Annotated in this window: 9 protein-coding genes; 6 read left to right on the top strand and 3 right to left on the bottom strand. The window is 75.2% G+C overall.

Going from position 1 to position 12,607, the window contains the following annotated elements; genetic code table 11:
* The first annotated feature begins 10 nt into the window (after positions 1-10).
* Positions 11-1,711, top strand: coding sequence for a dihydrolipoamide acetyltransferase family protein (locus B056_RS0122025; RefSeq protein WP_018504029.1), 1,701 nt, complete (start codon positions 11-13; stop codon positions 1,709-1,711).
* 177 nt (positions 1,712-1,888) lie between these two features.
* Positions 1,889-2,125, top strand: a complete 237-nt coding sequence (locus B056_RS0122030; protein WP_018504030.1) for a hypothetical protein — start codon at positions 1,889-1,891, stop codon at positions 2,123-2,125.
* Positions 2,126-2,327: 202 nt separating this feature from the next.
* Here B056_RS0122030 and B056_RS0122035 read toward each other — a convergent pair whose 3' ends face one another.
* Positions 2,328-4,157: an acyl-CoA dehydrogenase gene (locus B056_RS0122035; protein ID WP_018504031.1), complete on the bottom strand. Its 1,830-nt coding sequence runs from the start codon at positions 4,155-4,157 to the stop codon at positions 2,328-2,330.
* Between the two features lie 193 nt (positions 4,158-4,350).
* Between B056_RS0122035 and B056_RS0122040 the strand changes: the two genes are divergently transcribed.
* Positions 4,351-7,935 carry a patatin-like protein gene (locus B056_RS0122040; protein WP_018504032.1) on the top strand — a complete coding sequence of 1,195 codons (3,585 nt, stop codon included), beginning with the start codon at positions 4,351-4,353 and terminating at the stop codon, positions 7,933-7,935.
* A gap of 30 nt (positions 7,936-7,965) precedes the next feature.
* Here the strand turns inward: B056_RS0122040 and B056_RS0122045 are convergent, their stop codons facing one another.
* Entirely contained in the window at positions 7,966-8,841 is an 876-nt protein-coding gene (locus B056_RS0122045; protein WP_154677165.1) for a hypothetical protein, read from the bottom strand.
* A gap of 396 nt (positions 8,842-9,237) precedes the next feature.
* Positions 9,238-9,858 carry a nitroreductase family protein gene (locus tag B056_RS0122050; RefSeq protein ID WP_018504033.1) on the bottom strand — a complete coding sequence of 207 codons (621 nt, stop codon included), beginning with the start codon at positions 9,856-9,858 and terminating at the stop codon, positions 9,238-9,240.
* Between the two features lie 302 nt (positions 9,859-10,160).
* On the opposite strand from B056_RS0122050, the gene B056_RS0122055 reads away from it, so the two are divergent.
* Genes B056_RS0122055 through B056_RS0122065 form a run of 3 tightly spaced genes read left to right on the top strand, consistent with a single transcriptional unit; the run spans position 10,161 to position 12,512 of the window.
* Positions 10,161-10,616 carry a MarR family winged helix-turn-helix transcriptional regulator gene (locus B056_RS0122055; RefSeq protein ID WP_018504034.1) on the top strand — a complete coding sequence of 152 codons (456 nt, stop codon included), beginning with the start codon at positions 10,161-10,163 and terminating at the stop codon, positions 10,614-10,616.
* Positions 10,617-10,671: 55 nt separating this feature from the next.
* A complete protein-coding gene (locus B056_RS0122060; protein WP_018504035.1) occupies positions 10,672-11,739 on the top strand; it encodes an ABC transporter ATP-binding protein in 1,068 nt (355 codons plus the stop codon).
* Entirely contained in the window at positions 11,730-12,512 is a 783-nt protein-coding gene (locus B056_RS0122065) for an ABC transporter permease (protein ID WP_154677166.1), read from the top strand. The genes B056_RS0122060 and B056_RS0122065 overlap by 10 nt, the downstream gene beginning before the upstream one ends.
* Positions 12,513-12,607: the final 95 nt, after the last annotated feature.

Here is a 12,607-nt window from a genome sequence, read left to right on the forward strand (position 1 = left end):
GAGATCTCCGGTGACCCATCGACAGTTCCGCCTCCCCGATCTCGGCGAGGGGCTGACCGAGGCGGAGATCGTCCGGTGGCTGGTGGAGGTCGGCGAGACCGTGACGATCAACCAGCCGCTGGTCGAGGTCGAGACGGCCAAGGCGGTCGTCGAGATCCCGTCCCCGTTCGCGGGGGTGCTCGTCGAACGGCACGGCGAGGCCGGCACCGAGCTCGCCGTGGGCTCACCGCTGCTGACCATCGACGAGCCCGGCGACGAGCCCGCGACCGGCCCGGGGAGCGCGGCGGGCAACGCCGTGCCCAACGGCGCGGCCGCCCTGCCCGTGTCCCGGGCCGGCGAGGCCGCGGACGTCCCGGGTGGTCCCGGCGCGGCGGACCTGTCGTCGATGGCCGCCGGACGCACCCCGATGCTGGTGGGCTACGGCCCGCGCAGCGGTGACTCCGGCCCGCGGCGCCGGCGGCGCCCCCGCGGCCTGGACGCCTCCCCGCCCGGCCCGGCGGCGCCCGCGGTGACCGTCGCCGCCACGGCGGCCGACACGGCGACCGTGCCCGGCACGGTTCCCCCGGCCGGCACGACGCCCCCGGCCGGCACGACGCCCCCGGCCGGCACGACGCCCCCGGCCGGCACGGTTCCCCCGACCGGCACGACGCCCGGGGGCGCCGCGGCGCCTGTCGTGCCGATCGGGGCGGCGGCGCGGGGGCGCGTCGCGGCGAAGCCACCCGTCCGCAAGCTGGCGCGTGACCTGGGCGTGGACCTCACCTCGCTCGCGGGCACCGGTCCCGCGGGCACCATCAGCCGCGCCGACGTCGAGGCCGCGGCCCGCGAGGCCACTCCCCATGTGCCCGCTCCGACGCCGGTGCCGGTGCCCACAGGCGCGGGTTCCGGCACAGGGGCCACCGCGGTCGGCGGCCCCCGCCATCCGGAATCAAACGGCCACGTGGAGACCACACGCCGGGTGCCTGGGTCCATCCCGCCCGACGCCGGCTTCGACGACACCGACCGGATCTGGCGGATCCCGGTCACAGGCGTACGGCGCACCATGGCCCGGGCGATGGTGGCCAGCGTGTTCTCGGCCCCGCACGCCACCGAGTTCCTCAGCGTGGACGTCACCGAGACGATGGCGGCCCGCGAGCGGATCGCCGCCCTGCCGGACTTCGCCGGTGTCCGGGTCACCCCGCTACTGCTGGTGGCGAAGGCCCTGCTCACCGCCGTCCGGCGGCATCCGATGATCAATTCGACCTGGGTGGGCGACCCGGCCGGGGAGAACGCCGAGATCCAGGTACGCGAGCGGGTCAACCTCGGCATCGCCGTGGCCGGCCCGCGCGGCCTGGTCGTCCCGAACATCCCGGACGCCGGGTCGCGCGGCCTGGTCGACCTCGCCCGTGGCCTGCACTCGCTCACCGAGGCCGCCCGCGCCGACCGGCTGCGCCCGGCCGACCTCTCCGGCGGGACCATCACCATCACCAACGTCGGAGTCCTCGGCGTGGACACCGGGGCACCGGTGCTCAACCCCGGCGAGGCCGCGATCCTCGCCCTCGGCGCGATCCGACCGGCTCCCTGGGTGCACGAGGGCGAGCTGGCGGTACGGACGGTGGCCCACCTCGCCCTGTCCTTCGACCACCGCGTCGTGGACGGCGAACTCGGCTCGGCGGTGCTGGCCGACGTGGCGGCGGTCCTCGCCGACCCCGTCCTCGCCCTCGCCTGGAACTGATCCCGCCGGTCACCCGGACCGGTCCGGGGATCGGGATGAACTACGCGTTTTTCCACATACACCCCCCCGGGAACAACGGACGCATAGGGGTGCACAACGGAGACAGGTGTCCTGCCTGGTACGGTTGCGCCTCACACCCGGCATCCGGCTCAACTTCCACCACGAAGAGGTGAACGCATGACGCGCGTGGAGGCTCTGCAGGCCGCCGACGAGTTCGTCGCGAAGGTTCTGACCTCCGCCAGCACCAGCGGCCGGTTCAACGGGGCGCTCAACCTGGCCGAGCGCGTGGACCTCACGCTGCGGGTCGCCCGGTTCCTTCTCGAGGGCCAGTCGTCCTCCGAGGCCGACGACCTGCTCAAGCGGGACATGCGCAACGAGCTGGACCAGGCCTTCCCGCCGCTGCGCACCACCTGAGCCCCGGCCCGACACGGCCGAGGTGGCCCGCGGCCGCGCCTGTCGTCAGCCGACCTCCGCCGAACCAGCCAGCTCCACCGAACCAGCCGACCGAAGATCCTCCCGGGGCCACGCGGACACGACCGCGACCCCGGGAGGATCAGACCGACCACGGTGGCCGATCAGGTTGAGCCGAGTTGGGACGACCTGTCAGGACGACCCGTCAGAAGGCCTCGTCGGACATCTCCATCAGCCCGAGGCCGGTGCCCTCCAGCACGGTTCGGCGCGCGCGCAGCTCGGGCAGGACGTTGGCCGCGAACCAGCGGGCGGCCGCGATCTTGCCCTCGTAGAACGCCCGGTCGCGCTCGGCCGGGGAGCCGTCCAGCCCGCGCAGCGCCGCGTCGGCACCGCGCAGCAACAGCCAGCCGACGACGAGGTCGCCGATGCTCATCAGCAGCCGCGTGGTGTTCAGCCCGACCCGGTAGACCTGGGCCTTGTCCTGGGCCGAGGCGGTGAGGAACCCGACCATCGACCCGACCATGGCCTGGCACTCGTCGAGCGCCGCGCCCAGCGACTCCCGCTCCGCGCGCAGCGCGCCGTTGCCGGCCTCGCCCTTCACGAACTCCTGGACCTGCGTGAACAGCGTGGTCAGCGCCCGCCCCTTGTCCCGGACGATCTTCCGGAAGAAGAGGTCCTGGCCCTGGATCGACGTCGTGCCCTCGTACAGGGTGTCGATCTTCGCGTCGCGGATGTACTGCTCGATCGGGTAGTCCTGCAGGTAGCCGGAGCCGCCGAGGACCTGTAGCGAGCTCGCCAGCAGCTCGTACGAGCGCTCCGAGCCGACGCCCTTCACGATCGGGAGCAGCAGGTCGTTCATCCGGACCGCGTTCTCGTCCGCCGCGCCGCGGGCCGCCGCCAGCGTGACGGCGTCCTGGAAGGTGGCGGTGTACAGCACGAGGGCGCGCATCCCCTCCGCGTAGGCCTTCTGCTGCATGAGCATCCGGCGCACGTCGGGATGGTTGATGATGGCCACCCGCGGCGCGGTCTTGTCCGACGCCTGGGTCAGGTCCGCGCCCTGGACCCGCTCGCGGGCGAAGGCCAGCGCGTTGAGGTACCCGGTGGACAGCGTGGCGATCGCCTTCGTGCCGACCATCATCCGGGCGTACTCGATGACCCGGAACATCTGGGCGATGCCGTCGTGGACGTCGCCGACGAGCCAGCCGACGGCCGGCTCGCGCTCGCCGAAGCGCAGCTCGCAGGTGGTCGAGACCTTCAGGCCCATCTTCTTCTCGAGGTTGGTGACGTACGCGCCGTTGCGGGCGCCCGGGGCGCCGGTCTCCGGGTCGGGCATGTACTTGGGCACCACGAACATCGACAGGCCCTTGGTCCCCGGCCCGTGCCCCTCCGGGCGGGCGAGCACCAGGTGGAAGATGTTCTCCGGGATGTCCCAGTCACCGCTGGTGATGAACCGCTTGACGCCCTCGATGTGCCAGGTCCCGTCCGGCTGTTCGACGGCCCGCGTCCGGCCGGCACCGACGTCGGAGCCGGCGTCCGGCTCGGTCAGCACCATGGTCGCGCCCCACTGCCGTTCGATGGCCCAGGTCGCGAACTTCTTCTGCCACTCGGTGCCGATGCCCTCGAGGATGGCGGCGAAGGTCGGCCCCGCCATGTACATGAACACCGCCGGGTTCGCCCCGAGGATCAGTTCGGAGGCCGCCCACGCGATGGTCGGCGGGGCGCCCATGCCGCCCAGGTGCGGCGGGAGGTAGAGCCGCCACCACTCGCCTTCCTGCGCCGCCGCGAAGGACCTGTGGAACGACTCGGGCAGCGTGACGGTGCCGGTGGCCGGGTCGAGCGTCGGCGGGTGCCGGTCGGCGTCCTCGAAGGACTCGGCGACCGGTCCGACGGCGACCCGCTCCAGCTCGGCGAGCACCTCGTGCGCTGTGTCGCGGTCCATCTCCGCGAAGGGCCCGGTCCCGAGCGTCCGGTCCACGCCGAACACCTCGAACAGGTTGAACTCGATGTCGCGGAGATTGCTCCGGTAGTGCCCCATGGACGGCTCCTCCCCTCCGGCTCACCGCATGATCATCGGCGGCGCGGGCGTAGTTACTCGCTGGTAGGTGATGCCCATGCTACCCGCGAGTAACCAAGGTTCCAGCTGATCCGCCGACGAAAACCGCATCTGTTCGGAGCCGGGTGGAAAGTGCGTCGAGTCAGTAATGTCCGGCACGTTTAGTCTTGCGGCCATGACGGAGGGCAGGGTGGCGGCCGCCGACGAGTCCGACGACGGGTCGACCCAGGAGGTCAGGCTCGCGGTCGTGATGACCGGCGGCGCGAGCCTGGCGGTGTGGATGGGCGGCGTCGCCCGGGAGATCAACCTCCTGACCAGCACCTCCGCGCACCGCGACCGCGCCGCGGATGCCGGTCACGACGGCGCGGCCGGGAGGGAAGCGGACAGCACCGGATCGGCCGGCACCGACGCGGCCGACGGCGGAGCGGCCGACGGCGGAGCGCGGGGACTGTCGGCCGCCGACGCGGCGGCCGCGTCCCGTTGGGCGGCCCTGCTGGGGATCCTCGACGTCGAGGTGTCGGTGGACGTCCTGGCCGGCGCCTCGGCGGGTGGGATCAACGCGGCGCTGCTCGGCTACGCCAACGCCCACGACGCCGATCTGGGCCCGCTGCGCGATCTGTGGATCACACTGGGATCACTGCGCGAACTGATGCGCCGCCCGGACGAACGACGGTTCCCGTCGATGCTGCGGGGCGACGCGGTGGTGCTGCCCGCGCTGCGGACCGCGCTGCGCGGCCTCGAGACCCGCCCCGCGGTCGCGCCCGCCGCCGCGGCGCGCCGCGCCCGGCCCGCGCGCACGGTCCGTCCGACCTCGGTGTTCATCACCACCACGATCCTGCGCGGCGAGGCCGCCCACTGGTCGGACGACCTCGGCGGCATCGTCCGCGACCTCGATCATCGCGGCCTGTTCGTCTTCGGCGAGGACGACCTGACCGACCCCGAGGCGGCCAACCGCCTGGCGCTGGCCGCCCGGGCCAGCTCGGCCTTCCCCGGCGCCTTCGAGCCGACCTACGTCCCCGTCCGGAGCTCGCCCGACGCGGACCATCCCGACATGGCCGACTACGTCAACGCGGCCAGCGGCTTCTACGGCTCCGACGGCGGCATCCTGGTGAACCGCCCGATCGGGCCGGCCCTGCAGGAGATCTTCGACCGGCCGGCGCACGGGCGGCAGGTCCGCCGGGTGCTCGCCTACGTGGTGCCCGCGCCGAATCCCCCGGACGGCGCCGAGGACCACACGGCGCCGGGCCGTCGCGGCGGGTCGACGCCGATGGTCACCGAAACGCTGCTCGGGGCCCTGGGCGCGGCCCTGAACCAGTCGATCGCGAGCGACCTGCGACGGATCAGGGACCACAACGAGGCGGTACGCGGCGTCCGGGCGAGCCGGCGCGGGCTGTTCCGCCTCGCCCCGGCCGGCGGCCCCCGCCTCGCCGACGAGGGAGTCTACGAGGCCTACCGGCACCGCGAGGCCGAACGCGCCGCGGACGCCGTGCTGAGCGCGCTGGACCGGATCGTCACGGACACGAACGTCGGCTCGACCGTGGGCACGTCCGCCGGCCCGGGTTCGTCGGCCCAGGGCTCCTCGGTTCCAGGCTCGCCGGTTCCAGGCTCGCCGACTCCGGGCTCCGGGTCGGCCGCGGGCGGGACCGTCCCCGCGGACGCCGCGGCGCTGCTCGCGGACCCGGTCGGCCGGACGGACCTGCGGGCCACCGCGGTCGCGGCCGCGCTGGCGGAGTCCCCGGACCGGCTGCCCGGCCCGGACGACCTCGGTGAGCTGTGGCGGCTGGGCCGCCCCGCGGTGGACGCCGCCAAGGGCATCCTGATCTCGATGATCAACGAGGCCTACGTCCTGTCCGCCGATCCGGCGGACAGGACGGCGTTGGCGACGCTGGCCCGGGAGGTGCACGCGGCGGTCGTCGCGCCCCGCGAGCGGGCCGGTGCGCACCTGCTCCCGCTCCCGTCGACACCGGCGAACCGGGGCGAGTTCACCGTCGTCCGGCACACCCTGCGGGACCTGGCGGGGGCGTCGTCCGCCGCCGTGGTGGCCGAGGCGACCCGCCGCTGGCTGCGCGGAGCCGGTGACGAGGAGACCAGCCGGACCGACCTCACGCTCGCCTGGAGCACGCTGGGCTCGGTCACCGAGAATTTGCGCGGCCTCCTGACCGGCATCCTCGCCCGCTCGGCACCGGCACGGACCGCCGCCACCGACGACCCCACCGACCACACCGACCACGGCGGCCCCACCCACCGCGACGGTCCCACCCACCGCGACGGCTCGACCCACCGCGACGGCCAGGACAAGAACCGGCCGTTCGGGCCCGCGGCGCTGATCGCGCCGGGGCCGCGCACCCACGCGAACGGGCTGAGCCTCGCCGGCCGGCGCCGGGTCGCCGCCCGCACCCTGCGGGACTTCGTCGGCTACCTCCCGACCCGGCGGACGCGGGCCGCGCTGGCCCTGCTCGACCTGCACCTGGTCACCCATGCCCTGACCGGCGGCGACGTCGTCGACCAACCGGTGGAGCTGGTCCAGGTCAGCGCGGACATCCGCTGTGATCTGGACCCGTCGCGGGCGAGCGCCGACCGGAAGCTGACCGGGCTCCAGCTCGGGAACTTCGGGGCGTTCGCGAAGTCGTCCTGGCGGGCCAGCGACTGGATGTGGGGCCGGCTGGACGGCGCCGCCTGGCTGGCCCGCATCCTGCTCGACCCGCGCCGCCTGGTCCACTTACGCGACGCCGCCGCGCCGGACACGCGACCGGGCGCGCGGTCGAACACGCAGGCGGACGCACAGGCGGACAAGCGACCGCCGGAGGGCGCCGCGACCTGGCTCACCGGGTTCCTGGAGCTGCTGGCGACCGTCGCGGCCAGCCCCGCCCCGGCGGACGTCCGCGCCGAGCTCGCCTGGCTCGACGACCCGGACGCGGCCGTGCCGGCCGCCCTGCCCGAGACCGCGGCCTGGGTCGCCGCCGGGATCCAGCGCGAGATCGCCGCCGGTGAGCTGACCAGCGTCGCCGACGCCGTCCGGGCGGACATCGCGGGTGCCGGGGCCGGCTCCGCGCCCACCCGGGAGTTCCTCGCCGCGATGGCACCCGCGCCGGCCGGACCCCGTCCCGCGACCGCGACCACAGGCCCGGCCCCGGCCGGGCTCGATCCCGCCGACGCCGCCCGCGCGCTGCGGGCGTGCCGGGTCTCGGACGAGCGGCTGACCGACCGGGCCAACAGCCCGATCCTCGCCGCCACGGTCGCCCAGGCGCTGGCGGTCCTCACCGGCTGGCTGGCGTCGCTGCCGGCGCTTCCGCGACCGCTGCGCCCGGCGGTCTCGGCCGTGCGCGCCGTCACCCGCGTCGCCTACGCACTGGTGGACGACGTGACCCGCGGCCGGCGCCGGGCCACGATCGCCCTCGGCGCCGGGCTGCTCGCCGCCGGACTCGCGGGCGCGCTCACCCTGTCCGGGCCGTCGGGTGGGGTGGGCCTGCTGGTGGCCGTCACGGGACTGCTGCTGATCAGTCTCACGGGCTGGCGGGTACTGCCCGCCGGGCTGGCCGTCGTGGGCGCCGCGGGGCTGGCGGCGGTGGCCGCGGCGGGGGTGATCCCGGTCGTGGGTGACCATCTCTTCCCCTGGCTGCACGACGACGCGCTGCCCTATCTGGCCGATCACCCCTGCGCGTGGGCGGCCGTCTTCGGCCTGCTGATGCTCCCGCCGGTGTGGTCACTGGCCGACCTCCTGCGTCCGCGCCGGCGGAGCCGAAACCACCCGGCCCGCTGACCACGGTCAGGACCGGCGGGCCGGCCGCGCTCAGGAGACGTCGGCCCAGCGCATTCCGCCGTCGGGTTCACGCAGGCAGGTGACCGGACGGCCGTCGGCACCCGGGACGATCTGCCCCACGTCGACGGGGTCGCACTCACTGCCCGGCTCGGGCCGCGACCGGGTGGACTGCGTGGGCTCCTCCGGCGACCACCGGCCGGCGGTCGCCGACCCGGCACCCGCCCCGCCCGGTTCCGGCGCGCAGTAGAGAACCAGGCCGTTGACGGCCACGGCGGGCTCCACGTCGTGGCCCGGGACGCACGCCTCGCCCAGGAACACCGGCGACGGTGCCACTGACGGCAGGTCGGGCACGACCGGGCCGGTGGGCCCGGCGGCCGGTGCGCCCGGGGTGGTCCGCGCGCTCGGGCCGGCCGGTGTGCGCGGGTTGGCCGGTGTGCGCGGGTCGGCCCCCGTCTGCGGGTCGGTACCCGGTGTACCGGGACCGGCGCCCACCGAGGCCGACCCGGTCGCCGCGGGCCCGACCGCCGCGGAGCCCGCGCCGGGAGAGCCCGCGCCGGCCGTGGTCTGGCCGTCACCTTCCGGCCCGGCGGCGCCGGCGGGACCCGCGGCCGGGGACGGGCCCGTTCCCGAGGGCTGCGCGGCGGCGGCCGGCGCCGGCTCGGGCCGGGTGGTCGTCGTGTCGCCGCCCGCCTCGCCACAGGCGGCCAGCACGGCGGCGAGCGCCACGCCGACGATCACCGCCCGGTGACCGACCCGCGGGCCACGACCGGCACGCGGACGACGCGGGGGCCGAACCGGGGTGTCGGAGTTGTTTCTCCGTAGTTCGCCGAAGTCGCCGGAGACAACTCGAAGGTGCCCCGACGAGGTGCCACGGGAGGTCGCGCCGAACGGGTGATCACCGGTCACGGCGTCCCTCCCCTCGCAGGTCCGACCCACGGCCTCGATCCAGCTTAGGTAGCCGCCGGTGCCGAATGCGGCCAGTTGACCGGAACGGGCGCCGGGCGGCGGCCGGAACGGGCCGGCGATCCGGGCCCGGGACCGTCCCTCTGTCGCCTTTTTTGTTGCTCCTTACTAGTGGTCTGGATGTGATCCCAGACCTGGTGGTCGACGGTCTCCGGGAGGCTCCTCCATCCGGCCCGGATCGGCGCGGGCGTCCGGCCGCGGGGGTCTCCTACCCCCTTGCGGCCCACATTCCTCCTACGGGTGTCGACGAGTCCGCCATCCCCTGGTGCCACCGGGTCGCCCCAGGCTCCGGCGGGCCCGGCGGGCCCGGCGGGCCCGCCGGAACCGGTCGGAGCCTGGTCAGCGGGTGTCGACGGACACGAGCGCGGCGGCCAGCCCGACCGGGGTTAGCTGGCCGTCCGCGGTCAGCTCGGAGGCCACCGCGGACAGGGCGACCGGCTCCCGTGACGGCAGCGGGACGGCGTCCGAGAGCGTCCCCAGCTCCACCCAGCCGAGCAGCTCCTCGCCGCCGGTCAGGCCGAACACCGCGCGGACCTGGTCGCTGTCGGGCAGCGGCGTCGACTTCCACGCCGAGGCGACGCCCTGGGCGTGCGCGGCGAGGCAGAGGTTCTGGGCCGCGGCGGCGGCGGACGCGTCCTGCTCGGCACGCGGGACGCGTGCGCCGGGCACCCGGGAGGCGATCACGGCGATGAGGGCCGGTGAGCGGGTGGCCTTGCCCGCGGCCTTGCGGATGACCGGTTCGGCCAGGCCGCCGACCGCCTCGGCCGCCGCGGTGATGGCGTTCGCCAGCACCTCGCGCGCCTCGCCGCGGACCACGACGAACCGCCACGGGCGCAGCATCTTGTGGTCCGGCGCGGTCGTCGCGGCGGCGAGCATGACGGCGAGCTGTTCGTCGGTGGGGCCGGGCTCCACGAGCCGGGTCGCGGTACGTCGGGTCATCAGGCAGGCGAGGGCGTCCACAGCAGCTCCATTCGGTTCGGGTTCGCGTCCGCGCGTCGCGATTCGGCCGACTTCAGCGTTCGGCCGAGTCCGGCGTTCGGCCGAGTCCAACTTTCGGCAGAATTCAGCCGGTATCAACCCGGATCGGTGCCACGCACGCCGGGGCGCCGATCGTTCACTTTCCGCGGACGAGCTCTTCCCATTTCACTGAGGCAGCCTCATAATAGATGAGACTCAGCGATCGAGAGGCGGGCCGTGTACCGGCGGACCGCGCACCACCAGCGGACGCAGGCCGCGCACCACCAGCGGAGAGGACGGTCGGCATGCCCCCACCCGACACCGGCGATGAGGTCGTCGACCTGATCCTCGCCCTCGGCCACCAGGTCAGGCGCGGGGTCAACGAGTCGCTGCGGGCCGGCGCCGGCCTGACCCTGCCCCGGCTCAAGGTCCTGCGGCTCGTCGCGGAGACCGGCCCCCTGCGGCTGCGGGACCTGGCCAGCGCCGTCTCGGTGGCACCCCGCACGATGACCGAGACGGTGGACGGCCTGGAGGCCGACGGCCTCGTCCGCCGCCAGATCGACCCCGCCGACCGCCGCGCGATCCTGCTGGAGCTGACACCGGCGGGAAAGACCACGCTCGAGACCGGGCGCGCCTGCGCGTCGGCCGCCGTCCGCCGCTTCACCGACGGGCTGTCGGCGGACGATCGGGCCACTCTGGGCCGGCTCCTGGCGCAGGTGCGGGACAACGCGGCTGCCGTTAACACGCTGCCGTTACCGTGAGGTGAGCACCTGGGCGCGCCAACCCGAGGAGGCCACGGTAACCGGAGCTCTCGCGGTGGGTCACGCCCCCCGCCCCGCCCCGGCCAGCGGGCCCGGTACCGGCACGGACACGGCGCCGGCGGTGGTCGACGTCCACCGGCTGACGAAGCGGTACGGGCGGGTGGAAGCACTGCGTGACGTCTCGTTCACCGTGCCCGCCGGAGCGGTGACCGGGTTCCTCGGCGCCAACGGGTCGGGCAAGACGACGACACTGCGGATCCTGCTGGGCCTGGTGGCCCCCACCGACGGGCACGCCCTGATCAACGGCCGGCCGTACCGCGAGCTGCCCGCTCCGGCCCGCACGGTCGGTGCCGTGTTCGAGCCGGCGGCGCATCCGGCCCGCACCGGGCGCGACCACCTTCGCTGCCTGGCGCTGCCACTCGGCCTGCCCCGGCGTCGGCGCGGCCCGGCCGTGGACGAGGCGCTGACGGCCGTCGACCTCACCGCCGCCGCCGACCGCCCGGTCGGCACCTACTCGCTGGGGATGCGCGGGCGGCTCGCCATCGCCGGCGCCCTGCTGGGGGACCCCGAGCTGCTCGTCCTGGACGAACCGGCGAACGGGCTGGACCCGGACGGCATCCGCTGGCTGCGCCGGTTCCTGCGCTCGTGGGCGGCCAGCGGGCGCAGCGCGCTGCTGTCCAGCCACGTGCTCGCCGAGGTCACCCAGACGGTGGACCACGTCGTCATCGTCGACCGCGGCCGGGTGGTGCTGGCCGCGCCCGCCGCCGAGGTGGGCCGCGGGCACGTCGAGGTCCACACCCCGGAGGCGGACCGGCTGGCCGGACTGCTGCGCCCCGCGGACGTCGTCCGGACCGGCCCCGACGGCCTGCGCCTGCCGTACGGCCTCGCCGAGCACGTCGGGCGGCTCTGCGCGGCCCACGGGATCCCACTCGTCGAGCTGCACACGACCGGCCCCGACCTGGAGCGGACGTTCTTCGACCTGACCGGCCGGACCGGCGACGAGGCACCCGGCCGGATCGACGGCGAGACGCACGGCGGGGCCGGCGACGAGGCACCCGGCGCGGCCGATGACGGGGCGGCCGATGACGGGGCGCGCGAGTGGGCCGGAGGCCGGTGGCGGTGACCGAGGCCCGCCCGACCGTCGAGGTCGTCCGCCGGTCCGGCCGCCCCCGCGGGCGCCGGGGCGCGGGGCCGGGCACGGGCCGGCTGGTCGCCACCGAGCTCCTCAAGATCGCGACGGGACGCTGGCAGCTCGTCGGCCTCGGCGTCGCCCTGGCGATCCATGTCCCGCTGCTGCTGCTGTGGGGCGCCCAGGCCGAACCGCTTGTCGCCTGGAACGGCCTGCGCTCGCGCTCGGGGTTCCTGCTCGCCTACGCGATGATGTTCTTCGGGGTGATCCTGGTGACCGGTGAGTACCGGTATCGCACGGTCACCCACGCCTGGCTGCTCACCCCGCGGCGGTCCCGGGTGCTGGCCGCCCAGGTGCTCACCGTGCTCGCCGTCGGCGCCACCCTGAGCACGGCGACGTTCGCCGCCTGGTGGGCCCGCGGGGCCGCCCGGCACGGCACGGCGGCGATGCGCGCGGACCGGCCGGCGGAGCTGCTGTCGGCCTGTGTGATCGTGGTCGTCATGGTGTGCGCGGCCGGGGTGGCCGGAGTGGGGGTGGGGACGCTGACCCGCGGCTCGACCGCGGCCGCCGGCGCCATCGCCCTGTCCGGGCTGGCCGAGGCGGTGCTCGACGTGGCCCGCTTCCACGGCCCGGTGACCGCACCGTTGGGCGTCCTGCTCTGGCCCACCAGCGAGACTCGTGTCTCTTCCCTGCTCGCCGCGATCTCGTGGGCGGTGGTTCTCACCGCCGCCGCGAGCGCCTCACTGCACCGGGACCTGCCATCCTGAACAAGGGACCAACCGAATCCGTGATGTGGCATAGGTCACTGCCGGCGCGGCGCGTGTCCCCATCCCCTGCCGCACCGCACCGCGATCGGCCTACG

Source organism: Parafrankia discariae (assembly GCF_000373365.1).
GTDB classification, from domain to species: domain Bacteria; phylum Actinomycetota; class Actinomycetes; order Frankiales; family Frankiaceae; genus Parafrankia; species Parafrankia discariae.

What these genes read in the sequence shown, in the direction of transcription:
- B056_RS0122030 (WP_018504030.1), top strand. Translation starts at nt 1,889, where the DNA reads ATGACGCGCGTGGAGGCTCTGCAGGCCGCCGACGAGTTCGTCGCGAAG.
- B056_RS0122035 (WP_018504031.1), bottom strand. Translation starts at nt 4,157, where the DNA reads ATGGGGCACTACCGGAGCAATCTCCGCGACATCGAGTTCAACCTGTTC.
- B056_RS0122040 (WP_018504032.1), top strand. Translation starts at nt 4,351, where the DNA reads ATGACGGAGGGCAGGGTGGCGGCCGCCGACGAGTCCGACGACGGGTCG.
- B056_RS0122055 (WP_018504034.1), top strand. Translation starts at nt 10,161, where the DNA reads ATGCCCCCACCCGACACCGGCGATGAGGTCGTCGACCTGATCCTCGCC.